Genomic DNA, 25,429 nt, shown 5'->3' with positions numbered 1-25,429 from the left:
CTGCCATGGGGGTCATAAACCGGGGATAAGGCGCACGCCGGCCGCCACCCGGGAGGACAACTGCCCTCGATGGGGTGACGGCCGGCGTGGTGTTCGCAGGACCGACCGCGACGGACTAGTGCGCGGTCGCCTTCTCGGCGCCGACGCCCGTGAGCGCCCGCACCTCCATCTCCGCGTACTTCTCCTTGTTGTCTTCCTTCGACAACACGGTGCCGAGGTAACCCAGCAGGAACGCCACCGGGATCGACACGATGCCGGGGTTGGACAGCGGGAACAACGCGAAGTCGACGTTCTTGAACATCGACGTCGCCTTGCCCGACACCGCCGGCGAAAGCACGATCAGCGTGATCGTCACCGCGAGACCGCCGTAGATGCTCCACAGCGCGCCGGAGGTGTTGAACCGCTTCCAGAACAGCGAGTAGAGGATCGTCGGCAGGTTCGCCGAAGCCGCCACCGCGAACGCCAGCGCCACCAGGAACGCGATGTTCTGGCCGTTGGCCGCGATGCCGCCGAGGATCGACACGATGCCGATCACGATGGCGGTGCGCCGCGCGACCTTCACCTCGGCGTCCTTGTCCTCCGCCTCACCCTTCTTGATGATGTTGGCGTAGATGTCGTGCGCGAACGACGCCGACGCGGTGATCGTCAAACCGGCCACCACGGCGAGGATCGTGGCGAACGCGACCGCCGCGATCAGGCCCAGCAGCAGCGGGCCGCCGAGCGCCTCGGCGAGCAGCGGAGCCGCCGAGTTCGCCCCACCCGGTGCCGCCCGGATCTTGTCCGGACCCACCAGGGCCGCCGCGCCGTAGCCCAGGACCAGGGTGAACAGGTAGAACAGGCCGATCAGCCAGATCGCCCAGACCACCGAGCGGCGGGCCTCCTTGGCGGTCGGCACGGTGTAGAAGCGCATCAGGATGTGCGGCAGGCCGGCCGTGCCGAGCACCAGCGCGAGCGCCAGCGACAGGAAGTCCAGCTTCGAAGTGCCGGTCGCGCCGTACTGCAGGCCGGGACCGAGCAGCTTCTCGCCCGCCTTCGGCGCGTTCTCGACGGCCGCACCGAGCAGGCCGGACAGGTTCAGGCCGAACTTGGCCAGCACCCACACCGTCATCACGCCGGCGCCGATGATCAGCAGCACGGCCTTGATGATCTGCACCCAGGTGGTGCCCTTCATGCCGCCGATGAGCACGTAGGCGATCATCAGGGCGCCGACCACCGCGATCACGATGGCCTGGCCGAACTTGCCGGTGATGCCGAGCAGCAGGGCGACCAGGCCGCCCGCGCCCGCCATCTGGGCCAGCAGGTAGAAGAACGACACCGCCATGGTCGACGTGGCCGCCGCCGCGCGCACCGGGCGCTGCTTCATGCGGAAGCTCAGCACGTCGCCCATCGTGTACTTGCCGGTGTTGCGCAGCAGCTCGGCGACCAGCAGCAGCGCGACGAGCCACGCGACGAGGAAGCCGATGGAGTACAGGAAGCCGTCGTAGCCGTTGAGCGCGATGGCGCCCGCGATGCCGAGGAACGACGCGGCCGACAGGTAGTCGCCCGCGATGGCGACGCCGTTCTGCGGGCCGGTGAACGCGCGACCGGCGGCCAGGTAGTCGGCGGCCGTCTTGGTGTTGCGGCTGGCCCGGATGACGACGACCAGGGTTGCCGCGACGAAGACGCCGAAGATGGCGATGTTGAGCAGGGCGCTGCCGTTCACGCTTGACCCCCTTCGAGCTCGTTGCGGAGCTTCTCCGCCTTGGGGTCGAGGTTCTTGTTCGCGTGCCGCACGTACAGCGTGGTGATGGCGAACGTCGACACGAACTGGAGCAGGCCGAGGATCAGGCCCACGTTGATGTTGCTGCCGAAGAGCTTCGTCGACATGAACCCGTGGGCGTAGTCGGCGAGCAGGACGTACAGCAGGTACCAGGCCAGGAACAGACCGGCCATGGGGAAGACGAAGTTGCGCAGCCGCTTGCGAAGCTCGCGGAAGTCGGGGCTGTTCTGCACATCCACCCAGTTGTGATTGCCCTGGGCGTCGGCTGGGGTGTGCTGCTCAGACGTGCTCACAGTCCCCTCCTCGCGTACTTGACGACGGTGTGAACGGCACGTAAGTCCTCCTGGTGCGTTCCTGATACGCCGTGCACCGTAGGGAGACCTGGCTCACGCCTGAAAGACCTTTCGTGTGACCGTGCGCTCAACTGTCGAGTGATGCGATGAGCGGTAGTACTGCTGAGACGAAGTGCCACTCGGGTGATCGAAATCACCGGTAACCAGATCGGTGTCGTTATCTTCACCCGATCGAGACCTATCTCCACTCTCGGCAACCGACACGCACGGCTGAACGGGTACCGCGCAGGTCATCACCGGGGTGATGCGCGGAGACGGGCCTCGAGAGAGGGCGTAGCCCGCCTACCGGTGCCCAAACATCGGCGTGAGCCATTTCACAGTCCGCCCTCGCGGTACTTGCGGTCCGCCACCCGCGCCTTCTCCTCGGCCGTGCCGAACCGCTGCACGTCCCGGTCGCGCATGAACCCCAGCGGGTCCGGCGCGTGCAGCCGCAGCAGGATCTGGTTCACGTCGTCGGGTCTGCGGCGCGAGGTCAGCTTGCTGATCATCACCATGGTCAGGAACGCCACCGGCACCGTCACCAGCGCCGGCTGGGAGAACACCGACGGCGCCCACCGCCCGGTGTACGAGCTCACCACCGTCACCACCTGCGCGCCGATCACCAGCCCGCCGCCCACGACCAGCCCGGCCATCGCGCCGACCCACGTCAGCCCGCGCCACCAGATGCCCAACAACAACAACGGGCAGAACGTCGACGCGGCCAATGCGAACGACATCGCCACCGTCAACGACGCGTCCGCCCGCGGCAGCAGCAGCGCCAACCCGATCGCCACCGCGCCGGTCAGCACCGTCGCCCACCGGAAGTCGCGCACCTTGCCCGGCAGGATGTCGGTCGACACCACCCCGGCCACCGACACCAGCAGCCCCGACGACGTGGACAGGAACGCCGCGAACGCGCCCGCCGCCACGATCGCGCCCAACACCTGGCCCAGCACGTTCGGCTGCATGGTGGTCGGCAGCAGCAGGACCGCCGCGTCCGTCTTGCCCGTCACCAGCAACTGCGGCAGGTACTGGCGCGAGATCACCCCCAGCACGGTCGGGAAGAGGTAGAACAACCCCAGCAGGTACAGCACGTGCAGGGCCGTGCGCCGCGCCGCCCGCCCGTCCGGGTTGGTGTAGAACCGCACCAGCACGTGCGGCAGCCCCATCGTGCCCAGGAACGTCGCGAAGATCAGCGAGTAGGTCTCGAACAGCCCCGACAGGCCCTCGGTCTGGGGCCGCAGCCAGTCGTGGTTGGACGTCGGCGAACCCTCGACCACCGGCACCGGCGACCCCGCGGTGAACCGCAGCTCGGTGTCCGCGCCCACCTCGTGCAGGCCGGGCGTCCAGTACACCGGGCCGTCCGCGGGCCCCCCGTTCACCTGCCCGGTCGCGGACAGGTCGATCGGCACGTCGACGCGCACCCGCACCGGGTCGACCGTGGTCACCTCGACGTTCTCCGGGAACCGCAGCACGCCCGAGTCGTCCACCGGCTGCGCCCCGTTGCCCGGCCCGGTCAGGAACACCGCGAACAGCACGAACGTCGGCGCGGCGATCGCGAACAGCTTGCCCCAGTACTGGAACGCCTGCACCAGCGTGATCGCGCGCATCCCGCCGCCCAGGACGTTCACCACCACGATCACCGTCACCACCGCGCCGCCCAGCCACGCGGGCAGGCCGGTGATCGTGTTCAGCGTCAACCCGGCCGACTGCAACTGCGGCACCAGGTACAGCACGCCGATGCAGATCACGAAGAACGTGCAGAACTTCCGCAGGTTCGACGGGCCCAGCCGCGCCTCGGCGAAGTCCGGCAACGTGTACGCGCCGGACCGCCGCAGCGGGGCCGCCACGAACAGCATCATCGCCAGGTACCCCGCGGTGAAGCCGATCGGGTACCACAGCGCGTCGATGCCGTCCTTGAGCACGAGCCCCGCCACGCCCAGGAACGACGCGGCGGACAGGTACTCGCCGGAGATGGCGGCGGCGTTGCGGGTGGCCGGGATGGCGCGGCGGGCAACCAGGAAGTCGGGTGTCGTGTTGGCCCGGCGGGAACCCACGTAGCCCAACAGGAACGTCAGCGCCGCCATCACGCCGACGAGCACGAGGCTCCAGGGGTTGTCGATCACCGGTCCACCGAGCTCACGAAGTCGTGCTCATGCCTCTCGGCGAGTCTTCGGTAGGCGTAGCCCACGCCGTAGCAGAGCGGGAACGGCAGCAGGCCCAGCAGCAGCCACGGCAGCCGCACGCCCACCAGCTGCACCTCCGCCAACCACGGCAGCAGGTAGAACACCAGCGGCAGCAGCGCCAGCAGCAGCAACGTGCCGCCGCCCAGCACCAGCCCGGTGCGCAGCTGGGTCCGGATGAGGTCGCGGATCAGCTTCTCGCCGACGCTGGTCTGCTCCTCCAGCTCGATGATCGTGCGCAGCACCCGCCCGCGCCCGCGCGGGTCCGCCAGCACCACCCGCCGGCGGCGGTTCTTGCGCGCCGAGACCGACAGCCAGGCATCGCGTTCGGCCGGCTGCGGCTGGTCCGGTTGGCCTGGGGGGCCGGAGTGCTTGGTCATCCCCAACTGCTCTTGGGGGGACGCACGATCCGCTCCTTCAGCTCACGCGTGTGCCGCCGGCTGACCGGCAGCTCCTTCGCGCCGTCACCCGAACCGATCACCACCGCGTACCCGTTCGACGTCATCCGCAGCTCGGTCACCAGCGGCAGCGCCACCAGGAAGGAGCGGTGGATGCGCACGAACCCGGCGTTCTCCCAGCGCTCCTCCAGCTGCGCCAACGGGATGCGCACCAGGTGGCTCGCGCCGTCGTTGGTGTGCAGGCGCGCGTAGTCGCCCTGCGCTTCGACGTAGCGGACGGTGGCCCGGGGCACGAGCTTGATCGTGCCACCCAGCTCGACCGGGATCACCTCGTCGTCCTGCGGTTCCGCCGCGCTGGGCTCGGGCGTGACCGCCGGTGTCGAGGCGACCCGTTCGACGACCCGCGAGATCGCCTTGTTGATCCGGTCGGAGTTGATCGGCTTGGTCACGAAGTCCAGCGCGCCCACCTCGAACGCCACCACCGCCTCCGAGTGCTCGACCCCGGTGACGAACACCAACGCCGGGGGCGCGCGGAACGCGCCGAGCACCCGCGCCAGGTCCGTGCCGCTCAGGCCGGGCATGTTGATGTCGGCGAACACGGCGTCGACCGGCGGCAGCCCCGCCTTCGTGCGGTCCATCACCTCGACGTCGTAGTCACCCCGGAGGATGCGCAGTGCCTCGGCCGCGTCGAAGGCCGTGAGCACGCGTCGGATGTGCGGGCTGCTCTCGAGCAGGTACTTGATCTCGCTCAGACCGGGTGCCTCGTCGTCCACCGCCAGGACGAGGAGGCCGGTGCTGTCCGCGCGAGTGTTCACTGTGGTTGGCTTCACTGGGGTGCTCACTGTGCCGCGCATCTTGCCGACCCGGTGGGGTCGCTGTCTACGCCGGTTGCCGGACGGCCGCGAGGCCGTGACCTCACAAGCCGAATCGCGACCAGCGCGCCCGCTCTTCCAGGGCCGCCAACCCCTCCACCAGGAAGTCGCCCGATCGAGTGGTCGTGCCGGCCAGTCCGAGGCGGGCCAGCAGGGGGCGGCGCGGCTCGGCGATCGCGATGTCGGCGTCCGGGTAGCGCTTGGCCACGACGCCGCGCAACGTGCCGACGCCGTCGACCAGGCCCAGCTCGGCCGCCTTCGCCCCGGTCCACACCTCGCCGTTGAACAACTCGTCGTCCGACGCCGTCAGCTTCGCGCCGCGGCGCTCCTTGACCCAGTCGACGAACTGCTCGTGCAGCTGCGCCTGAAGACTTTTGAGCCACTCGACGTCCTCGGGCTTCTCCGGGCTGAACGGGTCCAGGCGCACCTTGGCCTCGCCCGCGGTGTGCACCCGCCGCTCGACGCCGTAGCGCTCGATCAGGCCGTTGAGGCCGAACCCGGCGCTGACCACGCCGATCGAGCCCACCAGGGACGTGCCGTGCGCGTAGACCTCGTCGCCCGCGCAGGCCAACCAGTAGCCGCCGGAGGCCGCCAGGTCCTCGCAGAACGCCAGGACGGGCACCTTCTTCTTGGCGGCCAGCTCCCGGATGCGCTCGGCGACCAGCGCGGACTGCGTGGGCGCGCCGCCGGGCGAGTTGATCAGCAGGGCGACCGCGACCAGCCGGTCGTGCTCGAACGCGCGGGTCAGCGCGCTCTCCACGGTCTGCATGTTGATGGTGTTGCGGGCCATCGGCGTCGGCGTCGGCGTGATCACGCCGTGCAGGCGGACGGCGGCCACCACGGGTCCGCGCTCGGTCCGCTCGCTGACGATCCGGGGCAGCCGGGCCGCGATCTTGTCCGTCACGCTCATGCCCCCGACCTTACGTGTGGCCGCCGGTCCGGTGTGGGTGGGAAGCACGGCGAGCAGGGCTAGCATCGACCGGTGACGTTCAACCCGATCCGGTGGCTCGAACGCTACGTCGAGTGGTGGGACGACCGCGGGCGCAAGAACGCCGACGGCCCGACCGCCATGCACGTCTACTGGATGTGGATCTCGTGGGGCGTGTGCGCGGTCATGATGGTCACGGTCCTGGCGATCGCCGCGGCCTGACCGGTCCGCGAATCGACGCCGCGGGCGGCCGGATCAGGCCCGGACGACGGGTTGTTCCGTGGTGTCCTCCAGCCGCGGCGGCACCAGCGGCAGGTTGGTCTGCACGCCCCGGCTGTACTTGGGGATCTTCAGGATGATCTTCATGCCGGCGTCCGGCGCGGTCTCCACGACCAGCGCGTAGTCGTCGCCGAACACCGCCCGCATCCGGTGGTTGATGTTGCCGAGGCCGACGTGCGCCCCGGTCTGGTGGGCGTCCTTCAAGTCCTCGAACAGGCGGTCCGGGTCCATGCCGACGCCGTCGTCCTCGACCGAGATCAGCGCTTCCGCGCCGTTGTCCTCGGCGATGATCGTCAGCAGCCCGCCGCCGGGCTTGCGCGCCAGGCCGTGCCGCACCGCGTTCTCCACCAGCGGCTGGAGCACCAGGAACGGCAGCACGACCTGCAACACCTCGGGCGCGATCTTCAACCGCACGTTCAGCCTCGGCCCGTACCGCGCCTGCTCGATGGTCAGGTAGCGGTGGATGTTGGTCAGCTCGTCGGCCAGCGTGGTGAAGAAGCCCTCGGTGCGGAACGAGTAGCGGGTGAACTCGGCGAACTCCTGCAACAGCTCCCGCGCGTGCGCCGGGTCGGTGCGGATCAGCGAGGAGATCGTGTTCAGCGCGTTGTAGACGAAGTGCGGCGAGATCTGCGCCCTCAGCGCCTTGACCTCGGCCTGCGCCAACGCCTGCCGCGACTTCTGCAGCACCTCCAGCTCCAGCTGCGTGGAGACGAACCGCGCGGTCTCCTCGGCCATCCGGATCTGCCGCTTGTTCGCCACCCCGCTGACCACGATCAACGTGCCGGCAACGTCGTTCTCCACCACCAGCGGCACGATCACCGCGCTGTGCAGCGAGCACGGGCCGGGCAGCTCGCACTCCAGCTTGCGGTGCTCGACGTGCTCCTTGTGGCCCTCGCCGATCGCGCGCTCGATGTAGGTGCGCAGGAACTCGTAGTGGTCGTTGGCGCCGCCGTCCCACGACAGCAGCGTGCCCTCGTGGTCGGTGATGCCGACCGCGACGCACCGCAGCATCTCCCGCAGGTGGGGCGTCGCCTTGTTCGCCGCGTCCTCGGTCAAGCCCTCGCGCAGGTCGGCCGACGCCTTGGACATGCGGTGCAGCATGTCCATCACGGCGTCCTCGACCGACGTGCTGACGCGGCGGGCACGGCACAGCATCACGAACAAGCCGAGCACGGCCAAGGTCGCGATGAGTCCGAGCACAGCCCGCTCGGTGAGGAGGTCCCGCACGGCGTCCATGCTGTTCCGTGGGGGCGGTATAGGCAAGGGGATCGCCGAGCCGAGACGCGTTCATCCGATGAATTGGCGGCAACCGTGGCACAGCGCTTACCCAATCGGGTGATCAAGAGGTCTTGTGATCACGGAGAGTGGGTGCGACCCGATCACCCGGGTCGCACCCGCGGCCGCGACGCTCACCCCGCGTCAGCGCCGACCGCCCCCGCCCGGCGTCAGCCCGCCGTGGTCAGTTCGTCTTGGTGGTGGTCGTCGTCTCGGTCGGGTCCTTCTTCTTGCACTCCAGCTTCTTGACGAGGTCTTCCAGGTTGGGGTCTTCGAGCAGGTCGAGTTCCTCCAGCACGCGGCAGATCACCTTGGTGACCTGGTCCTGGTGCAACTCCGGTTGCTTCGGCCCCGGCTCGGCGACCGAGACGGCGATGGTCGAGCCGGCGAACGTCGCGATCCCCATGGCGGTACCGATCAGCGCGGCGGCGAGGCGCTGGTTCATAACTCCTCCAGGTAGTCGATCCGATACCGGAGGAATTCCCCGAACGGCCACGATCAGCCGACGAACGGAGCAGGCCACTCGTCCGTGTGACTCACTTGAGCAGTCGCGACATCCGCCGGTCGGCCAGCGGCTTGCCGCCGGTCTGGCACGTCGGGCAGTACTGGAAAGCCTTGTCCGCGAACGACACCTCGCGCACGGTGTCACCGCACACCGGGCACGGCAGACCGGTCCGCGCGTGCACCCTCAGCCCGGACCGCTTCTCACCCTTCAGGGTCGCCGCGGACTGGCCCACGGACCGCGCCACCGCGTCGTTCAGCACGCCGATCAACGCACCGTGCAGCCGGTCCAGCGCCTCCGCGGACAGCTTGCCCGCCGTCGCGTAGGGCGACAGCCGCGCGGTGTGCATGATCTCGTCGGAGTAGGCGTTGCCGACGCCCGCCATCAGCGTCTGGTCGGTCAACGCGGTCTTGAGCCGCTCGGTGCGACCCGCGAACAGGTCCTCCAGCTGGGTGCGCGTCACCGACAGCGCGTCCGGCCCCAGCCGCGCGACGCCCGGCACGTCCGCCGGGTCGTGCACCACCCACGCGGCCAGGCCCTTCTTCGTGCCCGCCTCGGTGAGGTCGAACCCCGGCCCCTCGCCCGGCGGACCCAGGTGCAGGCGCAGCGCCAACGGCCCGCGGCCCGGCTTGGGCGGCGCCGCCGACAGGTGCTCCGACCAGCGCAGCCACCCGGCCCGGGCCAGGTGCACCACCAGGTGCAGGCCGCCGCAGTCGAGGTCCAGGTGCTTGCCGAACCGGCCCGCGCCGGTCACCTCGCGTCCCTGGAGATCGGTCCACGGCGGCGTGAACGTCTTCAACACCTGCAACGACGCGACGTCCACCCGGTGCACGCGCCGTCCAACGGCGTGCTCGCGCAGGTGGTGGGCGAGCGCCTCGACCTCGGGCAGTTCCGGCACCCGACCAGTGTCACCCGCCGGGCGCGATCAGTCGACCGGTTGCAGCGGACCGTCCAGGTCGGGCAGCGAGTACATCTCGATCTTGCGGGCCACGTTGGCCACCTCGTTGCGCACGGTCAGGAAGCCGCGCACCGAGCCGACCCACCGCTCCGGCGGCAGCTCCTCGGTCTTCTTCGACTCGGCCGCCACCAGCCACGGCCGCCGCACCGCCCAGCGCACCGGGAAGAACAGGAACACCAGGACCAGCGCCACGATCAGCCACGACGGCACGACCACGTCGGCCGGCGTCCACATGACCAGGGTGACGCCCATGGCGATGACGATCGCCAGCATCAGCACGCCCGGACCGTGGCCACCGCTCACGTCGTGCTCGAAGTCCTCGTCCGTCGACGGGTTGCGCCACTCGATCTGACTGCGCACCGTCCACATCCGGCCGTCAGCGCCGCGCACCAGCCGCGTCATCACCGTCTCCTCAAGACGTCGAGCGATCACTCAGCGTTGTCCACGCTACCGGCAAAGTCTTGCACCTCGTGGGTGAAAACCCGCAGTTACGCGGGTTCGAGGCGGCTCGGCGTCGGGTGCAGCGTCACGGTCGTCGGCGTGACCGTGGGCTTGGCCGACCCGGTGGTCGTCGTCGGCGCGCCGGTCGTGGTGGTCGTGATCAGGAGCGCCGTGCGGGAATCGGACGTGGTGGTCGTCGTCGGCGCCACCGCCAGGGCGCGTTCCTGGGCCGGCGCGGACGAGCGGCTCGGCACCACGACCGCGGGCGGGACGGGCACGGCGGCGGAGGTGGCGGCCGGTGGCGTCGATCGCCCCGTCGTCATCACCTTGGTGTGCCGGACGTGCGGCGCGTCGACCGACGGCGCCGGCGAGGTCTCGCTGGTCGCGGTGCCGGTGGCGGTGACGGCCGTGGTCGTGCCCAGGACCAGCACGTGCCGGCCGGGCGCGCCGTCGGGGCCCGACTGGACCAGCGCCGGGCCGGGCGCGCCGGTGAACGTCCCGGCGATCGCGCCGAACAACCCCACGGCCGCGGCCGACGCGGTCGCCGCCAGCACGAGCTTCACCCGGCCGGTGAGCCACGCGGCCTTGCCCACGGCGACCGGGCCCATGGCGACCGGGCCGAGCACGACCGGGCCGGCCGCCGTGACGGGCCCGAGCGCCGCCGGTGCCAGCAGCGCGGTCGCGGCCACCGGCACGGCGATGCTGCCCGCGTGCGCGCGCAACGTCGAGCACACCTCGACCAGCTCGGCGTGCAGCGCGTTGCACGAGGAGCAGGTCCGCAGGTGCATGCGGATGCGCTTGCCCTCGGTGCCCTGCGCGGCGCCCGCCGTGTAGGCGCCCAGCTTGGCGACCACCGAGCCGCACGCGCGCGGCCCGACGTCCTCGGCCAGGTGCGCCTGCAGGTACGCCGCCCGCAGCCCCTCGCGGGCCCGGCGGGCCAGCGCCGCCATCGCGTTCGGGCTCAGGCCGAAGCTCGGCGCGACCGCGGCCGGCCGCTCGCCCTCCACCTCGACCTGCCACAGCACCGTGCGCCACCGCTCGGGCAGGCTGGTGAACGCGCGGGAGATCAGCGCGTGCTCCGGCCGGTTCGCGGTGACGTCCGGGAACGGCTCGACCCGTCGGCTGAGCTCCTCGTCCTCGACCGGCACGTCCCGCCGCCGTCCGCTCCACTCCCACGCCACCCGGCGGGCGACGGTCAGCAGGTAGGTGCGGACGTGGTCGGTGGGGCCGTTGCCCCGGCGGATCGCCTGGAGCACCCGGAAGAACGCCTCGGCGGTCAGGTCGTCGGCCTCGGCGTGTTCACGCACGTGCCGGAGGGCGAACCGACGAACGGCGTCGGCGTGACGGGTGAACAGCTCGCCGAACGCGCCGTCGTCGCCCGCCCTGACCCTGGCGAGCAGTTCCCGGTCGAAATCGGCATCTCCGGCCATCCCGCCCGGCACCTCCCGCCCAGCCCGTGGTCCAGTCGTCAAGATGCCACAGCCGGCCGGTCCCGGCCCGAAGTGATAGCGACCCGATACCGAACACCGACGGACGGACTGGGCCGTTCGGCCCAGTCGGCGCGCCTGCCCGCCGCAGCCGGGTCCGCTCGCAACCGGTGACGGACCGGTCACGGGTGGGCGTCAGCTGGTGGCCGACCGTGCTGCGGGCGCGCCGATGACGGGTAGTCTCCTGCCGCGTGGTCGATTGGCGCACAAGGGCTTCCGCCCTCCTCCCCGAGCTGAGCGCCGTCGTCGAGCGCGAGTCCTGGTCCTGCCACGTGTTCCTGTCCGAGTTGTGGCAACTCGCACTGGAGGCGCACCGCGACGGCGACCACGACGTGCTCTGCCGCGTGTACGGCTTCGCCCACTGGTGCTTCCGGCAGCCCGAGCGGTTCCTGTCCGACGCGTCCGTGGTCAGCTTCTACGAGCACGTGTTCGACGAGTGGGAGCTGCGCGACGAGGTGGCGCCGTGGCTGCCCGCCGAGGTCGTCGACCGGGTGAGACCGCTGTGGGAGTGGCGGTGGTCGAAAGAGCGGTTGGTCGAGGTGGACCGGCTGCTGGAGGGCTCGGGACCCCCCGTCGAAACCAAGTCGGACGGTGGGCTATAGTTGTCGGCAACAGGCGGATGTAGCGCAGTTGGTAGCGCATCACCTTGCCAAGGTGAGGGTCGCGAGTTCGAGTCTCGTCATCCGCTCTCGAATCACGGCGAGTGCTCATGGAGCACTCGCCGTTTTCGTTTGCCCTCCATCCGCCGCGCACCCGCGATCACCATTAGGTTGGCGTCGAAGGTTTCCTCGTCGAAGACGGAGTTGCAGACATGGCCACCACCCGCAAGGCGACCACTCACTGGGAAGGCAACCTGCTCCAGGGCAAGGGCACCGTTGCCCTGGAGTCGTCCGGCATCGGTTCGTACGACGTGAGCTGGCCGTCCCGCGCCGAGGCGGCGAACGGCAAGACCAGCCCCGAAGAGCTGATCGCCGCCGCTCACTCGTCCTGCTACTCGATGGCGCTGTCGCACGGCCTGGCGCAGGCGGGCACCCCGCCGCAGCAGGTCGACACCTCGGCCGAGGTGACGTTCCAGCCCGGCACCGGCATCACCGGCATCCACCTGACCGTCACCGCGATCGTGCCCGGCCTGGACGCCGAGGGCTTCGCGGCGGCCGCCGAGGACGCCAAGCGCAACTGCCCGGTCAGCCAGGCGCTGACCGGCACCGAGATCACGCTGACCGCGAACCTCCAGGCGTGACCCGCTGATCGGATGACGTCCGGTACCGGCCTGGTACCCGAAGTGTCAGGCCGGTACCAGATGTCCCGAAGGATTTGACCCGAACGAGTGAGGCCGGTAGTCGTTGGGAATGCTCACGGCGTTGGGTGGTTCCGGCCGGCTCGCCTTCGGCGCCTTGATCGGTGCGGCGGTGGCCGCCCTCCTGGCGGTGCACGGGGGCGTCGTGAAGCCGCCGCGGGGGCTGGAACCGGCCGACGGCGGTGAGATCGTGGTCGTCAAGGGCAGCGAGCAGCCGAGCCGGACGGGCGGCGGGACCGACACGACGACGTCGAGCACCAGTTCCGCCGGCAGGACGACCACCACGACGGTCTCCTCGTCGTCCAGCAGCACCACCACCACGACGACGGGCACCACCGCCACCACCACCACGACGGCTGTGACGACGACCACCACCACGCGGCCGACCACGACCACCACCCGGCGGCCCACCACCACGAGCACGACCACGACGACGACCCGCAGACCGTGCGGGCTCATCTTCTGCTGATCGCCCGCCACCGGATCACCGAGCGTGCTTTGGCAAGATCGAGGCGTGACGTCCAGCCAGGTGCCCACCCAGCCCCAGCGAACCAACGGCACGCCCACGGTCCGCATCCAGCCCGTCGCCACCACGCCCGAACCCGCTTGGCCCACCACCGAGCCGCTGACCGCGACCGACCTCAGGCCGGTCGCGGCGGCCACCACGAAGTTCCCGCCGGTGACGCTGCCCACCAACGGCTCGGCCGGCCGTCCGGCCAACGGCAGCGCCAACGGACGGGTCGACGGCACGACCGCTCCCGCGAAGCCCACCGCCCCCGTTGCCGCTCCCGCGAAGCCCACGGCACCCGTGGCCGCCGCGCCCGCGCCGGCGGCACCCGTCGCCGAGCCGACCGCCGTCCCCGTCCCCGCTCCCGCGCCGACCCCGGCCCCTGCCCTGGCCCCCGAGGTCGCATCGACGCCACCGGCCAAGCCGCGCAGCCGGTTGCGCAAGATCGCGCGGCGCATCGTCGGGCCCACGCTGCTGACCAAGAAGAACTGAGCGGCGGCTCCGGCTACGCGCTCTGCGCCCGCGCGTACAGGCCGCCGGAGCGGAGCAGTTCGTCGTGCGAGCCGATCTCGGCGATCCGGCCGTCGTCCATCACCACGATGCGGTCGGCGTTGCGGATCGTGGACAGCCGGTGCGCCACGACGAACACCGTGCGGCCGTGCACCAGGCGGGCCAGCGCCTGTTGCACCAACGCCTCGGACTTGCCGTCCAGCGCGGAGGTCGCCTCGTCCAGCACGAGCACGCGCGGGTCGCGGATCAACGCCCTGGCGATGGCCAGCCGCTGCTTCTGCCCGCCCGACAGCCGCGCACCGCGCTCGCCGACCACGGTGTCCAGCCCGGTCGGCAGCCGGTCGATGAACTCCAGCGCGTTGGCGTCGGCGAGGGCTCGCCGCACCACGTCCTCCGGCACGTCGTCCAAGCCGTAGGTGACGTTGTCCCGGATCGTGCCCTCGAACAGGATCGACTCCTGCGGCACCACCGACAGGAACCGCCGGTAGCTGCGCAGGTCCAACGACTCCATGTCGACGCCGTCGAGCAGGATGCGCCCCCGGGTCGGCCGCAGGAACCCGATGACCAGGTTGACCACCGTCGACTTGCCCGCGCCCGAGGCGCCGACCAGCGCGATCGTCTCGCCCGGCCGCACGTCGAGGCTGAAGTCGTCGACCGAGTTCCGCTCAGCCTCGGGGTAGGCGAACCCGACGCCCTCGAACCGCACGCCGCCGCGCACGACGTCGACCTGCGCCTTGCCCGCGTTGTGCTCCAGGTCGGGCGCCTGGAGCACCTCGCCGAGCGAGCGCACCGACTCCAGGCCCTTGCTGATCAACGGGGTGAGGCTCATCAACGTGGTGACCGCGCCGGTCAGGGAGGCGAAGTAGGCGCTGAGCATCACCACGTCGCCGGGCGTGACCGAGAGCCAGCCGTGGTAGGCGGCCAGCGCCGAGCCCGCCAGGCACCCGACGCCCAGGGCGTTGAGCAGGATCCAGGCCAGGGCGCCGAAGCGGACGTTGAGGCCGTCCAGCTTCATGCCGGCCGCGAAGACCTGGCGCAGGGTGCCGTCCATGCGGTTGAGGGCGGTGCGCTCCAGGCCGTGCGCACGGGTGATCGGGATGAGCGTGGTCATCTCGCCGACCCGCGACGACAGCTGCTCGACCTCCTGGCGGAACGACTCGTTGTACGCGCGCAGCCGGCCGCGCAGCCACATCACCAGCACCGCCGCCGCGGGCACGACGAGCAGGAAGACCGGCAGGAACGCGGGCGCGCTCAACCCGATCACGACCAGCGCGCCGCTCAACGTCGCCAGCGCCGAGAGCCCCTGGTCGCCGGCCTGCTGGGTGGAGGTCTCGATGCTCTCGACGTCCCGGATCACCTTGGTCTGCAACACCCCCGCGCTGACCCGCGCGTGGTAGCCGATGGACAGCTGCTGCATGCGCCGGCTGAGCGCCGACCGCATCCGCATCCCCATCCGACGCGCGCTGCCGTACCACCAGCGCGTGTAGAGGACGGCGAACGGGTAGTTGAGCACCAGCATGACCAGCAGCAGGCCCGCGCCGAGCCAGATGCCGATGAGGGGTTTGCGCTCCACGACGACGTCGATCACGTGGGCGGTGATGACCGGCGTCAGCCAGGTGGGGCTGTGCTTGACGAAGAACGCGCCGGCGCCGAGGGCGAGCTTGGCGCGGTCCTCGCGGAAGAGGTAGAGGAGGGTGCGGACGGGGTGCTCGCCGCGGTAGCGGTGGTCGAGCGGACCGTGGGGCATGGGGCGACAGGGCTCCTGGAACGGCGGGGCACGGGGCACCCACACCGCGCCGTGTGGGGGAGCGCTCTCACATCGTAGGTGGCCGGTCCACCGCATTCGGCCTCGCCGGGTGGGCGCCGATGGGTGCGCCGTCCGACAATCACGGTTGCCCACCAAGGGCTCATGCTTGTACATCTTGTACAAGCAGGGAGGGCCGATGAAGACGATGACCTACTCGGAGTCCCGCGCGAAGTACGCGGAGACTCTGGACTCGGTGATCAACGATCGCGAAGAGGTCGTCATCACCAGGGCAGGGCACGAACCGGTTGTGATCGTGTCACTGGACGACTACCAGTCACTCAAGGAAGCCGCCTACCTGCTGCGGAGTCCGGAGAACGCCCGGCGGCTGCTCAACGCCATCGAGCAGTTGGAATCCGGCGGAGGGACGCCGCGCGAGCTTGCCGAGTGAAGCTCGTTTGGGCCGCAGAGGCATGGGACGACTACCTCTGGTGGCATGAAGCACGGCTTTCAAGGGTATTGGTCGCGTCGGATCACCGATGAGCACCGTCTGGTGTGCAAGATCGAGGGCGACGAGATCAGGATCGCCGCCTGTCGCTACCACTACGCGAGGTGACGGCGACAGACTCGACACAACCCACCGCATTCGGCCTGGCCGGGTGGGCGCCCGCACGGCGCCCACCCGGTGTGGCGGAGCGTCAGTAGCCGAACACCAACCGGTAGGCGATCTCCGGGTCGAACGTGCCCGCGGGCGTGTTCGGCGCGGTGCCGCAGTTGCCGTCGGAGTCGCCGGGGACCTTCACCCACAGCAGCATCTCCGCTCCGCCGCCGGTCTGGGCGGTCACGCCGAGCCTGCGCTGACCGGGGTTGCACCACTGGCCGTTCGAGCCGTTGCCGTTGCGGCTGGTGTCGACCACGAACGCCTTCGAGTAGCCGGGCAGCGAGCCGTTCACCGAGTTGCCGTAGGACACCGACTCCGACGTCGTGAAGTAGTTGGAGACGTTGACCGCGAACCCGCGGACGTTGCGCACGCCGGCCGCGTCCAGGCGGCCCGCCATGGTGTTCGCCGGCACCCACCGGGCGTTGCCCGCGTCCAGGTAGGCCCACGTGTTGGGCGCCCGGTCGCGGAACTGCTCGGTGGCGTAGCGGATCATCGCGTTGCGGGTGGAGACGGCGTCGGGCGTCATGCAGTTGAAGTCGGCCAGCGAGTCGGGCTCGATCACCACGACGGCGGGCCGGGCGCCGATCGCGGACGCGAAGTTCGAGATCCAGGTCCGGTACGCCTCGGGCGAGCCCGCGCCGCCACCGGAGTGCCCGCCGCACGCGTCGCGGCCGGGGATGTTGTAGGCGACCAGGACGGGCAGCTTGTCGGCCGAGTCGGCGGCGGCCACGTAGTTGCCGACGGCCGAGCGGATGTCACCGCTCCAGTTGCCGAACCACCGCGCCATCGGCTTGGTGGACAGCGACGACCTGATGGCCGACGTGCGCCCGTCGTTGGGGTTGTTGCGCACCCACACGGCGGGATTCGAGTTGGGGTCGACGTAGAAACCGCTGGTCATGCCGATGGGACTGGCCGCGTGGGCCTGGCCCGGGACGACCAGCGCGGCGAGCAGGGCGAGCACTGTCGCGGTCAAGCGCATTGACGGTCCTTCCTGCGTGGGAACGCGACGGCGGCTCACCCGATCAAAGCACTCCGGTCAACGCAGCGGTCCGACCAACGCCCGCACGACCGCGTCGACGCGGTCCGTGTCGACGCCGACGGCCGGCAACACCTCGCCCAGGATCCGCCGGGTCACCCTGTCCCACCTCGCGTCGATCCGCTTGTCGCCGGCACCTTTTGCGGCCACCGACGCCAGGACGACCTTCGCCTCCTCCGGCAGGTCGACGAAAAGGGCCGGGTCGTGCAGGTCGCGGTGCTCGATGAAGATGTGCGGGTGGAAGTAGGCCAGGCGCAACAAGGCACGGGGGTCGGGCCGGTACACCTTCGGGAATTCCCGCAGCAGAAAGCGGACCCACTCGGCCAACGCCGCATCCGGCACGTACGGCGAATTGACCCCGATCAGGTCGGTGATCAAGCCCGCGATCCAGCGCACGTCCTCGTCGGGGGTGCCGGGTGGTGGTGGGTGCATCCTCCCGAGGACGTGGTGCCCCCCGTTGAGCGGGACCAGCCAACTGGCCATCGAGTCGGCCCACGCGTCCTCGTCGTAGAGCGCCTGGCCCTCCGCGACGGCGATCCCGTACAGCATTCGCTTCGCCTGGACGTCGTCGCCGACGAGGCGGGCCAGCGCGTACTCCGTCCACCCGGGGCCGGTGATCTGATACGGCCAATCGGACCACGCGACGCCGGCATCGGTCGGCTTCAACCAAGTGAGAACGGTGGGCAACCCGTCCTGCGACAGGCCCGACCGCCACAGGTCCACGGTCGACCGCCACACATCCGGCGCCTCGTCCGGATCGCCGAAGACCGTGAGCGGCACCTCGGTCGAGACGGCGGCGGCGAGCACCACCAGGTTCGCCGAGTAGGTGGCCAACTGCCGGACGTGGTCGACCCGCGTCGGGCGGTAGGACGCGTACCGCGGCGAATCACGTCGCCGGCGATAGGAGGCCAGCAGGGAGAACAGGACTTCGCGCACGTTCGCACGTTCCTCGGCCGTGACTTGGTCGTGCAGCATTTCCATCGCGAATTTCACGACCGAGTAGCGGGACGTGAACACCTGGTGCGAGAGGATCGCGAAGAGCCGGTCGTCGTCGGGCTCGCGCGCCTCCCGGTTGCCGCCGTACGCGCTCGCGGCCACGTCCAGCAGGACGTTGACCGCGAAGTGCGCCACCAGGTATTCGCCGAAGGTGGCGTGCAGGAATTCGTAGGCCCGTTCGGTGTGGTGGCCTAAGTTCGCCTCCGCCGTGTGGACGAAGAAGAACTCGCCCAGCAGTCGCTTCCCGTGGCGATCACCGCGTGCGTCCGCGGGCACCACGCCCAACGCCTCCAGGTCCGCCTGGAGCTCGTCTTCCCGCAGGTGCTGCACGCCCCGGTTGAACATGGCCAGCGCGGCCACCGACAAGCGGCGGACCTGGTCCCGCACGCCCCGTTCCAGCTCCTCGGGCGACAACGGCTCGGCGGCGCGCTTGCGCACCTCCCGGCGGGCGAAGTTGTCGAAGATCCGCTCGTACAGGGCGGACCCCGTGAGGTCGCGGCGGATCTTCGGCGCCGCCGGGTCCGCCGCGTAGAGCGCGAGCATCAGCAACAACAGCGGCTGGCGCACGAGGACCGATTGGTTCTGCGCCTCGTCCTCGGTCAGCGCCCGCACCCGCCCGGCCGCGATCGCGCTCGCGTTCGCCTCCCGCCAGGCCCGCAGCCATGCCCTGACCTGCGACTCGGTGAAATCCTCCAGCTTCACCACGGTGACGTCGGCTGGGATGTCGACCCGGTCGGCGACGACGGTGCGCGAGGTCACCACGACCACGACCGGCCGGTGCTGCTCGGCCTCGATCCGCTGGAACTCCACCACCTGCTGGAGGTAGCCGCCGCGGTCGTGCCGGGCGGCTTGCAGCAGCTCGTCCAGGCCGTCCAGCAGCACGACCCGGACGGTGTCGACGCTCTGGTCGGTCAGCTCGTGCCACCGGACGCGGCGGTTCGTGGCCAGGTCGAGCGCCTGTTGCACCTGGTCCAGGATCGGCGCGTTGGCCCCGACGTTGCGCAGGGGCACGCGGACCGCGGTGTAGTCGGCGGCCGGCAGGCGTGCCGCGAGCACCTTCGTCAGCAACGACTTGCCGGCACCGGGGTGGCCGAGCACGAGCAGGGGCAGGCGGGTCGCGTCCGGTGACATGAGGTGGCCGGCCATCATCACGTCGAGGTCGGCCAGCACCGGCCGGCCACCCCACCAGTGCTCGTCGGCCGGGCGGCTCTGGGACGACGCCGCGGCGATCCGGTAGCGCGGGGTGACGAAGACCTTCCCGATGGTCGGGAACGTGACGTCGGCGCCGTAGCGCTCGACGTCGTTCGGCACGACGGGCAGCGCGAGCACGCCCTGGTTGGCCCGGCGCAGGACGCCTGGTTGCTCGCCGTGCGCCACGCGTCCGGCGACCAGGTCGAGCAGTGCTTCGACCCGGGCCAGCGCGTCGCCCTGCGCGGCGAGCGCCACCCGGACCGACTCGTCGGCCGCCCGCACCACCGCCCGCGTCGCCGCGTGCTCGCCGTGCGTGGACCAGATGAGGAACTCGGGCACCCGCGCGGCCAGTTCGAGGTACCGGGACGCGTACCGCTCGACCGTTCGTTCCGCGATCACGTGGGCCACGTACCGCACCGAGTCGCCGGGCCACTCGGCGAGGCCGTCGAGGAAGTCGTGCGTCCGATCCGCCAGCTCCTCGACCCACGTCTGCACGTGGGGCAGGTTCTCGTGGAAACCGCGCGCCGGGGACGGGTGCGGGATCTCGGCCTTCAGCAGGAACGCGACCGACTTGTCGGGTTCCGCCCCGGTCACGAGGTTGTGGCGTTCCCGGGCCGTGATCGCCAGCCGCTTCAACCGCTTCGAGCCGACGTACTCCTCGAACACCTCGAAAAACGCGCTCGCCACGATCGTGCTGTGCGCGGCGGCGATCAGCTCGCGCCGCTCCAGCCCGTGCACGCCCATGAGCCGGTCCGACAGCCCCTGCGCGAGCGACCGCAGCAGCCCGACCGCCTCGTTCTTCTGGTCCACCCAGCCCCACAGGGGCGTGACCAGGGCCAAGGGCACCAACGCCGCCCCACCGAGCGCGACCGCTCCGGCGCCGAGGATCGCGCCACCGAGCGCCTTGTCCAGCACCCCGATGCCCCGGGGCTCGTACTTGCCGAGGATGCGCAGGGCGCCCTGGAACGTCAACGACGGGTGCGTGCGTAACACGACTCCGCAGCGTACGAGCTCCGTGCCACGCCAGGGGAGGATCGGGGCCGGATCGCGGGTCCCGAGGTCCACGTGCTGTTCGGGTGGCCTTGCGCACCCGGAGGAACCAACGGCCGGCAACGACCACATCACAAGTGCCGGATGCCCGCACCGCCCCGGAGCGCATAAGCAACAATGGCGCTCGCGCGGCAACCCCTGGAGGAGCGGAATGTCCTGGCAAGAGGACCTGGCAGAGCTGGACCGCACGTTGGCGGAGGGTCGGATCAGTGCCGACGACTACCGCCGTCGCCGGGATGAACTCCTCGCCGCCGCCTCGGGTGGCGGCCCGGCCGCACCGGCGCAGCCCAACAGCGGCCCGTTCGCACCGCCGGTGCGCTGGGACGCGGTGCCGCCGTCGCAGCCGAACCCGAACCCCGACGCGACCCAGATCGTCACGCCCGGCGCCCACCAGGCCAACCCGGACAAGACGCAGGTCGTGAGCCAGCGGCCGGCGGACGCCGACCGCACCCAGTACGTGACGCCGATCGCACCGCAGCAGCAGCAGCAGATGCCGCCGCAGCAGGGCGGCTGGCAGTCCGGTCCGCCGTCGAGCACGCCGCCGTGGGGTGGCGACAGCTACAGCCCGGTCGGCGACGCCAACCCGAGCTGGATCGCGCAGGGCCCCGAGGTCTTCGACGACAGCGGCAGCGGCAAGGGCAAGGTCATCGGCATCGTCCTGGCCGTCGTGCTGCTCGCGGGCATCGCGTTCGGCGCCTACTGGATCTGGGGTCGCGGCGGTTCGACGCCCGTGGCCGACCCGACCCAGAGCGGCGGGGCCACGACGACCACCACGTCGCAGCCGCCGCCGGACCCGCTGCCGATCGGCGAGGTCCCTGGCAAGGTGAGCACGAACAAGGCGGTGACCGACTTCACCGCGGTCCCGAACCTCAAGTACCTGCTGGACTCGGAGGCCGCGCTCTACACCACCGCGGGCGCGACCAAGACCAAGCTGGCCCAGTTCACCCTGGACGACGGCTCCCGGGGCATCATCCTGATCGTGCAGTGCACCGACGCCGCGGCGGCCGCCGCCGGCGCGCTCGGCCTGCACAACACCCAGATCAACAACGGCATGGCGCAGGTCACCGACGCCCCCGCCGGCGTGATGGCGGGCCAGGTCGACGCGAAGGACGGGCAGAACGCCCGGGTCCGCGGCCACTACAGCAGCAAGGACCTGATCATCCGGGTCGACGTCGCCGCGCCCTCCCTCGCCGCCGCCCGCAAGGGCTTCGACGAGGCCCTCGACGCCGAGCTCGAGGTGCTCCCCGCAGATGGCTGACCCGCGCAACGACGGCGGTGCCGTGACCGCGTGCACCGTCGTCGCCCGCAACTACATGCCCGCCGCGCGCGTCCTCGCCGCGTCCTACCTGAAGCACCACCCCGATCACGAGTTCGTGATCGCGGTGATCGACGCGCCGCGCGGCTCCGGCGAGCGGCAGGGGCGGCTGCGCACGGTCGGCCCGGAGGCCACCGGGATCGACGCGGACGACTACCTGCGCATGGCCACGGCCTACAACATCACCGAACTGGCCACGGCGGTGAAGCCGTACCTGCTGCGCGAGCTGCGCTCGCAGGCCGACGTGGTGATCTACCTGGACCCGGACATCGAGGTCTTCGCCCCGATGCCGGAGCTGGAGGAGCTGGCGCTCGCGCACGGCATCGTGCTCACGCCGCACTTCCTCACCCCGCTGCCGCGCGACGGCAAGGACCCCAGCGAAGCCGCGATCATGGGCGCCGGGATCTTCAACCTCGGTTTCGTGGCCACCGGTCCCGGTTCCGAACCGTTCCTGGACTTCTGGGCCGAGCGCCTGCGCCACGACGCGATCGTGGCGCCGGAGAAGCAGCTGTTCACCGACCAGCGGTGGGTGGACCAGGTGCCCGCGCTGTTCGGCAACACCGTGCTGCGCGACCCCGGTTTCAACGTGGCCTACTGGAACATCCACGAGCGCCCGGTGGCACGCGACGCCGACGGCGTGCTGACCGCGGGCGGCCACCGGCTGCGGTTCTTCCACTACAGCGGCTACCGGCCGGAGAAGCCGTGGCTGCTGTCCCACCACACGCCGAACCGGCCGCGCGTGGTGCTGTCCGAGCACCCCGCGGTCCGCGAGCTGTGCGACGCCTACCGCGCGTCCTTGCAGCGCAACGGTTACGCCGAGACGCTGGAGTCGATCCCGTACGGCTTCGCGAAGATGGCCGACGGCACGAAGATCAGCCCGGCCATGCGCACCCTGTACCGCGACGCGTGGGTCAAGGCCGAACGCAAGGACCCGGGCACCCGGGCCGTCGTCGTGCCGCCGCACGCGTTCGACTCCGACGGTGGCGCGGCGCTGCGCCGGTGGCTCGCCGGTCCGCCGGACGACGCGCCCGTCGGCACCACGCTGAGCCGTCTCGTGCAGGCGGTGTGGGACTCGCGCCCCGACCTGAGGACCGCGTTCCCGCTGCCGCACAGCCGGGACGCCGGCCCGTTCCGCTCCTGGTGCGCGAGTTCCGGGGTGACCGAGGCGTCGTTGCCCGCGTGGGCGCTGCCCGCCGAGCCGGTCGAGCCCGCGGAGCCGACGCCGGACTTCGGCGTCAACGTGGTCGGCTACCTGACCGCGGAGCTCGGTGTCGGCGAGATGGCCCGGTTGGTGCACGACGCGATCCGCGAGTCCGGTGTGCCGGTCGTCTCGGTGGTCGAGGACCAGCTGGTGTCCAACCGCACGGGCCTGGCCGAGCCGGGCACCGTCGGGCAGCCGCGGTTCCCGATCAGCCTGCTGTGCGTGAACGCCGACCAGACCCGCGCGGTGCTCGACCACCAGCCCCAGGTCGGCCACCACCGGTACCGCATCGGCCTGTGGGCGTGGGAGCTGGAGGAGTTCCCCGGCGAGATGCACCACGCGTTCGACCTGGTCGACGAGGTGTGGACGGTCAGCGAGTTCTGCCGCGACGCCATCGCCAAGCACACGTCGGTCCCGGTCAAGGCCATCCCGGTGCCGGTGCGCGACCCCGGCGCGGTGAGCAGGCCCGAACGCCGTCCCGGCGACCCGGTCCGGTTCCTGTTCGCGTTCGACTTCTTCAGCATCGGCCAGCGCAAGAACCCGTGGGGCCTGGTCGAGGCGTTCCAGCGGGCGTTCGAGGGCCGCGACGACGTGCGCCTGGTGCTCAAGGCGATCAACGGCGACAAGAACCCGCACACCGCCGAGCGGCTGCGGGTCAAGATCATGGACGACCCGCGGATCGAGCTGGTCGAGCGGTACCTGTCGGTGCGCGAGCTGGACGACCTGTACGCGTCGAGCAGCGCTTACGTCTCGCTGCACCGCAGCGAGGGCTTCGGCCTCACCGTGGCCGAGGCGATGGCGCGGGCCATGCCGGTGATCTCCACCGACTACTCCAGCACCGCGGAGTTCCTGGACGCCACGACGGGCTGGCCGGTGCCGCACCGGCTGGTGCCGGTCGGTCCGGGCAACCACCCGTACCCGGCCACCGCGATGTGGGCCGAGCCGGACCTGGACGCCGCCGCACGCGCCATGCGCGAGGTCGCGGACAACCCGGCCGAGGCCGCCCGCCGCGGTCGCGCGGCGCGTGAGCACATCCTGCGCACCAGGTCGGTGGCCAAGGCCGCCGACTGGATGGCCGAGCAGCTGCGCGCGGCGCACGAGAGCTGGCGGGGCAGCGGCGGCGCCGGTTACCGGGCCGAGCTGCCCGGCGCGGACCTGCTGCGGCCGTTGCGCGAGTCGAAGCAGGCGTTGCTGTGGCGGGCCGAGGTGGGCACCGCGTCGCGCACGCCGCTGGCGCCCGCGCTGCGCAAGGCCGTGCTGCGCGCCATCGACCACTACGACGTGCACCAGCGCAAGGTGATGGGCACGCTCGTCGGCGGCGTCGAGGACACGCTGCACGGCGTGGTGGCGCGGTTGGAAGCGGTCGAGTCGAACGTCGAGTCGACGCGCTGGGCGAACGAGGGCCTCAAGACCCGCTTGGCCGCCGTGCAGGACGAGTTCCGCACCGCCGTGCAGGACACCGCGTCGAGCGTGACGAACCTGGAGAAGCAGCTCGACACCACCCTGGAACGGGTGTGGTCGCGGCTGGAGGACGACGAGCGCACCACGTTCGGCCGGTTCGCCGAGCGCGACCGGCGGCTCGACGGTGACGAGCAGCGGATCGCCGAGCTCGCCCGGGCGCTGGGCGCGGTGCAGGACACGGCCCGGCTGCGGCACGCTCCGGTGCCCGCCGGTGCCGACGTGGTGGTGTGCGACGCGGGCGCGTTGCTGCTGCCCGTCGACAACGTGGTGCTGCCGTGGCTGGCCTACCACCGGTCGTGGGAGGTCGACGAGGCCGACCTGATGGCCGGGCTGGTGGGCGACGGCACGTTCCTCGACATCGGCGCGCACGTCGGCTACCACACGCTGCGCCTGCTCCAGCGGACCGAGGGCGTCACGTCGGTCGTCGCGGTGGAGGCCAACCCGGTCAACGCCGAGTACCTGCGCCGCAACGTGGTGGCCAACCTCGGGCCGGAGGGCGCGCGGATCGTCGACGTGCTGCCGGTCGCGGCCTGGGACGAGGACGGCAGCATCCGCCTCGTGCAGGCCCAGGACGACAACAGCGGCGACCACCGGGCGCACGAGCTGTCCGACGAGGCGGCGGGCGGCGTGGTGATCCCCGCGGTCCGGCTCGACGGCAGGCCCGAGGTGACCGACCGCCGCGTCACGCTGGTGAAGGTCGACCTCCAGGGTCGCGACCACCGCGCGCTCGCCGGGCTGACCGCCGTGCTGGAACGCGACCGGCCGCACGTGGTGTGCGAGTTCTGCCCCAGCGCGATCACCGAGCTCGGCGACGACCCGCTCCAGGTGCTCCTCGGCTACCGCAAGATGGGGTACGCGCCCGTGCCGCTCGGCGCCGACCCGGAGGCCGAACAAGTCGACGAGGACCTGGTGCGGCAGGCGGAAGCGGTCGACACCGGCTTCATCACACTGTGGCTTCGCCCACTCTGACCTGAGCTTTCCGGGGTTGACGAGAAAAATCCTCACCTACAATCGACGCGGCTCCCGCCACCGGCGGGGGCCGCGT

Annotated in this window: 23 protein-coding genes and 1 tRNA gene; 9 read left to right on the top strand and 15 right to left on the bottom strand. The window is 71.0% G+C overall.

Features of this window, described 5'->3' with window-relative positions; translation table 11 throughout:
• Positions 1 to 115: 115 nt before the first annotated feature.
• From ACYVLT_RS31500 to ACYVLT_RS31475, 6 genes are all read right to left on the bottom strand, one after another.
• On the bottom strand, positions 116 to 1,702 hold the full coding sequence (locus tag ACYVLT_RS31500) for a solute symporter family protein (protein WP_461123778.1): 1,587 nt from the start codon (positions 1,700 to 1,702) through the stop codon (positions 116 to 118).
• Entirely contained in the window at positions 1,699 to 2,052 is a 354-nt protein-coding gene (locus ACYVLT_RS31495) for a DUF485 domain-containing protein (RefSeq protein ID WP_461123777.1), read from the bottom strand. Before ACYVLT_RS31495 ends, ACYVLT_RS31500 begins: the two co-directional genes overlap by 4 nt.
• 374 nt (positions 2,053 to 2,426) lie before the next feature.
• The gene (locus ACYVLT_RS31490; protein WP_461124164.1) at positions 2,427 to 4,178 is read right to left on the bottom strand and encodes a sodium/solute symporter; all 1,752 of its coding nucleotides are present in this window, start codon (positions 4,176 to 4,178) and stop codon (positions 2,427 to 2,429) included.
• Between the two features lie 35 nt (positions 4,179 to 4,213).
• Positions 4,214 to 4,654 carry a hypothetical protein gene (locus ACYVLT_RS31485; RefSeq protein WP_360448387.1) on the bottom strand — a complete coding sequence of 147 codons (441 nt, stop codon included), beginning with the start codon at positions 4,652 to 4,654 and terminating at the stop codon, positions 4,214 to 4,216.
• A complete protein-coding gene (locus ACYVLT_RS31480) occupies positions 4,651 to 5,526 on the bottom strand; it encodes a LytR/AlgR family response regulator transcription factor (protein ID WP_461123776.1) in 876 nt (291 codons plus the stop codon). Before ACYVLT_RS31480 ends, ACYVLT_RS31485 begins: the two co-directional genes overlap by 4 nt.
• A 61-nt stretch (positions 5,527 to 5,587) precedes the next feature.
• Positions 5,588 to 6,454 carry a S49 family peptidase gene (locus ACYVLT_RS31475; protein ID WP_461123775.1) on the bottom strand — a complete coding sequence of 289 codons (867 nt, stop codon included), beginning with the start codon at positions 6,452 to 6,454 and terminating at the stop codon, positions 5,588 to 5,590.
• 72 nt (positions 6,455 to 6,526) lie between these two features.
• Here ACYVLT_RS31475 and ACYVLT_RS31470 point away from each other — a divergent pair, with 72 nt between their 5' ends.
• On the top strand, positions 6,527 to 6,694 hold the full coding sequence (locus ACYVLT_RS31470; protein WP_360448394.1) for a hypothetical protein: 168 nt from the start codon (positions 6,527 to 6,529) through the stop codon (positions 6,692 to 6,694).
• 33 nt (positions 6,695 to 6,727) lie between these two features.
• Here the strand turns inward: ACYVLT_RS31470 and ACYVLT_RS31465 are convergent, their stop codons facing one another.
• From ACYVLT_RS31465 to ACYVLT_RS31445, 5 genes are all read right to left on the bottom strand, one after another.
• Entirely contained in the window at positions 6,728 to 7,987 is a 1,260-nt protein-coding gene (locus tag ACYVLT_RS31465) for a sensor histidine kinase (protein WP_461123774.1), read from the bottom strand.
• A 223-nt stretch (positions 7,988 to 8,210) separates the two neighbouring features.
• The gene (locus ACYVLT_RS31460; protein ID WP_461123773.1) at positions 8,211 to 8,471 is read right to left on the bottom strand and encodes a hypothetical protein; all 261 of its coding nucleotides are present in this window, start codon (positions 8,469 to 8,471) and stop codon (positions 8,211 to 8,213) included.
• 91 nt (positions 8,472 to 8,562) lie between these two features.
• Positions 8,563 to 9,426, bottom strand: a complete 864-nt coding sequence (locus ACYVLT_RS31455) for a DNA-formamidopyrimidine glycosylase family protein (RefSeq protein ID WP_461123772.1) — start codon at positions 9,424 to 9,426, stop codon at positions 8,563 to 8,565.
• A 27-nt stretch (positions 9,427 to 9,453) separates the two neighbouring features.
• Positions 9,454 to 9,888 carry a DUF983 domain-containing protein gene (locus ACYVLT_RS31450; protein WP_461123771.1) on the bottom strand — a complete coding sequence of 145 codons (435 nt, stop codon included), beginning with the start codon at positions 9,886 to 9,888 and terminating at the stop codon, positions 9,454 to 9,456.
• Positions 9,889 to 9,974: 86 nt separating this feature from the next.
• Positions 9,975 to 11,357, bottom strand: coding sequence for a sigma-70 family RNA polymerase sigma factor (locus ACYVLT_RS31445; protein ID WP_461123770.1), 1,383 nt, complete (start codon positions 11,355 to 11,357; stop codon positions 9,975 to 9,977).
• Positions 11,358 to 11,605: 248 nt separating this feature from the next.
• On the opposite strand from ACYVLT_RS31445, the gene ACYVLT_RS31440 reads away from it, so the two are divergent.
• From ACYVLT_RS31440 to ACYVLT_RS31430, 3 genes are all read left to right on the top strand, one after another.
• Complete coding sequence (locus tag ACYVLT_RS31440) at positions 11,606 to 12,016, top strand: DUF7674 family protein (RefSeq protein ID WP_461123769.1); 411 nt, start codon at positions 11,606 to 11,608, stop codon at positions 12,014 to 12,016.
• A gap of 13 nt (positions 12,017 to 12,029) precedes the next feature.
• Positions 12,030 to 12,102, top strand: a tRNA-Gly gene (locus ACYVLT_RS31435).
• Between the two features lie 123 nt (positions 12,103 to 12,225).
• The gene (locus ACYVLT_RS31430) at positions 12,226 to 12,654 is read left to right on the top strand and encodes an OsmC family protein (RefSeq protein ID WP_461123768.1); all 429 of its coding nucleotides are present in this window, start codon (positions 12,226 to 12,228) and stop codon (positions 12,652 to 12,654) included.
• A 45-nt stretch (positions 12,655 to 12,699) separates the two neighbouring features.
• Here the strand turns inward: ACYVLT_RS31430 and ACYVLT_RS31425 are convergent, their stop codons facing one another.
• A complete protein-coding gene (locus ACYVLT_RS31425) occupies positions 12,700 to 13,191 on the bottom strand; it encodes a hypothetical protein (protein ID WP_461123767.1) in 492 nt (163 codons plus the stop codon).
• A gap of 34 nt (positions 13,192 to 13,225) precedes the next feature.
• On the opposite strand from ACYVLT_RS31425, the gene ACYVLT_RS31420 reads away from it, so the two are divergent.
• Positions 13,226 to 13,711, top strand: a complete 486-nt coding sequence (locus ACYVLT_RS31420) for a hypothetical protein (protein WP_461123766.1) — start codon at positions 13,226 to 13,228, stop codon at positions 13,709 to 13,711.
• A 13-nt stretch (positions 13,712 to 13,724) separates the two neighbouring features.
• On the opposite strand, the gene ACYVLT_RS31415 is transcribed toward ACYVLT_RS31420, so the two are convergent.
• Complete coding sequence (locus ACYVLT_RS31415; protein ID WP_461123765.1) at positions 13,725 to 15,476, bottom strand: ABC transporter ATP-binding protein; 1,752 nt, start codon at positions 15,474 to 15,476, stop codon at positions 13,725 to 13,727.
• A 196-nt stretch (positions 15,477 to 15,672) separates the two neighbouring features.
• Here ACYVLT_RS31415 and ACYVLT_RS31410 point away from each other — a divergent pair, with 196 nt between their 5' ends.
• Positions 15,673 to 15,924: a type II toxin-antitoxin system Phd/YefM family antitoxin gene (locus tag ACYVLT_RS31410; protein WP_053714615.1), complete on the top strand. Its 252-nt coding sequence runs from the start codon at positions 15,673 to 15,675 to the stop codon at positions 15,922 to 15,924.
• A gap of 45 nt (positions 15,925 to 15,969) precedes the next feature.
• Positions 15,970 to 16,089: a type II toxin-antitoxin system YoeB family toxin gene (locus ACYVLT_RS31405; RefSeq protein WP_461123764.1), complete on the top strand. Its 120-nt coding sequence runs from the start codon at positions 15,970 to 15,972 to the stop codon at positions 16,087 to 16,089.
• Between the two features lie 82 nt (positions 16,090 to 16,171).
• On the opposite strand, the gene ACYVLT_RS31400 is transcribed toward ACYVLT_RS31405, so the two are convergent.
• Both ACYVLT_RS31400 and ACYVLT_RS31395 read right to left on the bottom strand, forming a co-directional pair.
• Positions 16,172 to 17,113, bottom strand: coding sequence for a glycoside hydrolase family 6 protein (locus tag ACYVLT_RS31400; protein ID WP_461123763.1), 942 nt, complete (start codon positions 17,111 to 17,113; stop codon positions 16,172 to 16,174).
• A 57-nt stretch (positions 17,114 to 17,170) separates the two neighbouring features.
• Entirely contained in the window at positions 17,171 to 20,350 is a 3,180-nt protein-coding gene (locus tag ACYVLT_RS31395) for an NACHT domain-containing protein (protein ID WP_461123762.1), read from the bottom strand.
• 208 nt (positions 20,351 to 20,558) lie between these two features.
• On the opposite strand from ACYVLT_RS31395, the gene ACYVLT_RS31390 reads away from it, so the two are divergent.
• Positions 20,559 to 21,665 (top strand): hypothetical protein, encoded by a 1,107-nt coding sequence (locus ACYVLT_RS31390; protein ID WP_461123761.1) that lies wholly within the window; start codon positions 20,559 to 20,561, stop codon positions 21,663 to 21,665.
• Positions 21,658 to 25,353 carry an FkbM family methyltransferase gene (locus tag ACYVLT_RS31385; protein ID WP_461123760.1) on the top strand — a complete coding sequence of 1,232 codons (3,696 nt, stop codon included), beginning with the start codon at positions 21,658 to 21,660 and terminating at the stop codon, positions 25,351 to 25,353. Before ACYVLT_RS31390 ends, ACYVLT_RS31385 begins: the two co-directional genes overlap by 8 nt.
• Positions 25,354 to 25,429: the final 76 nt, after the last annotated feature.

The sequence above is a fragment of the Saccharothrix stipae genome, assembly GCF_054781895.1.
The sequence above is the reverse complement of the archived record's forward strand: the minus strand, read 5'-3'. Positions and strand labels throughout refer to the sequence as shown.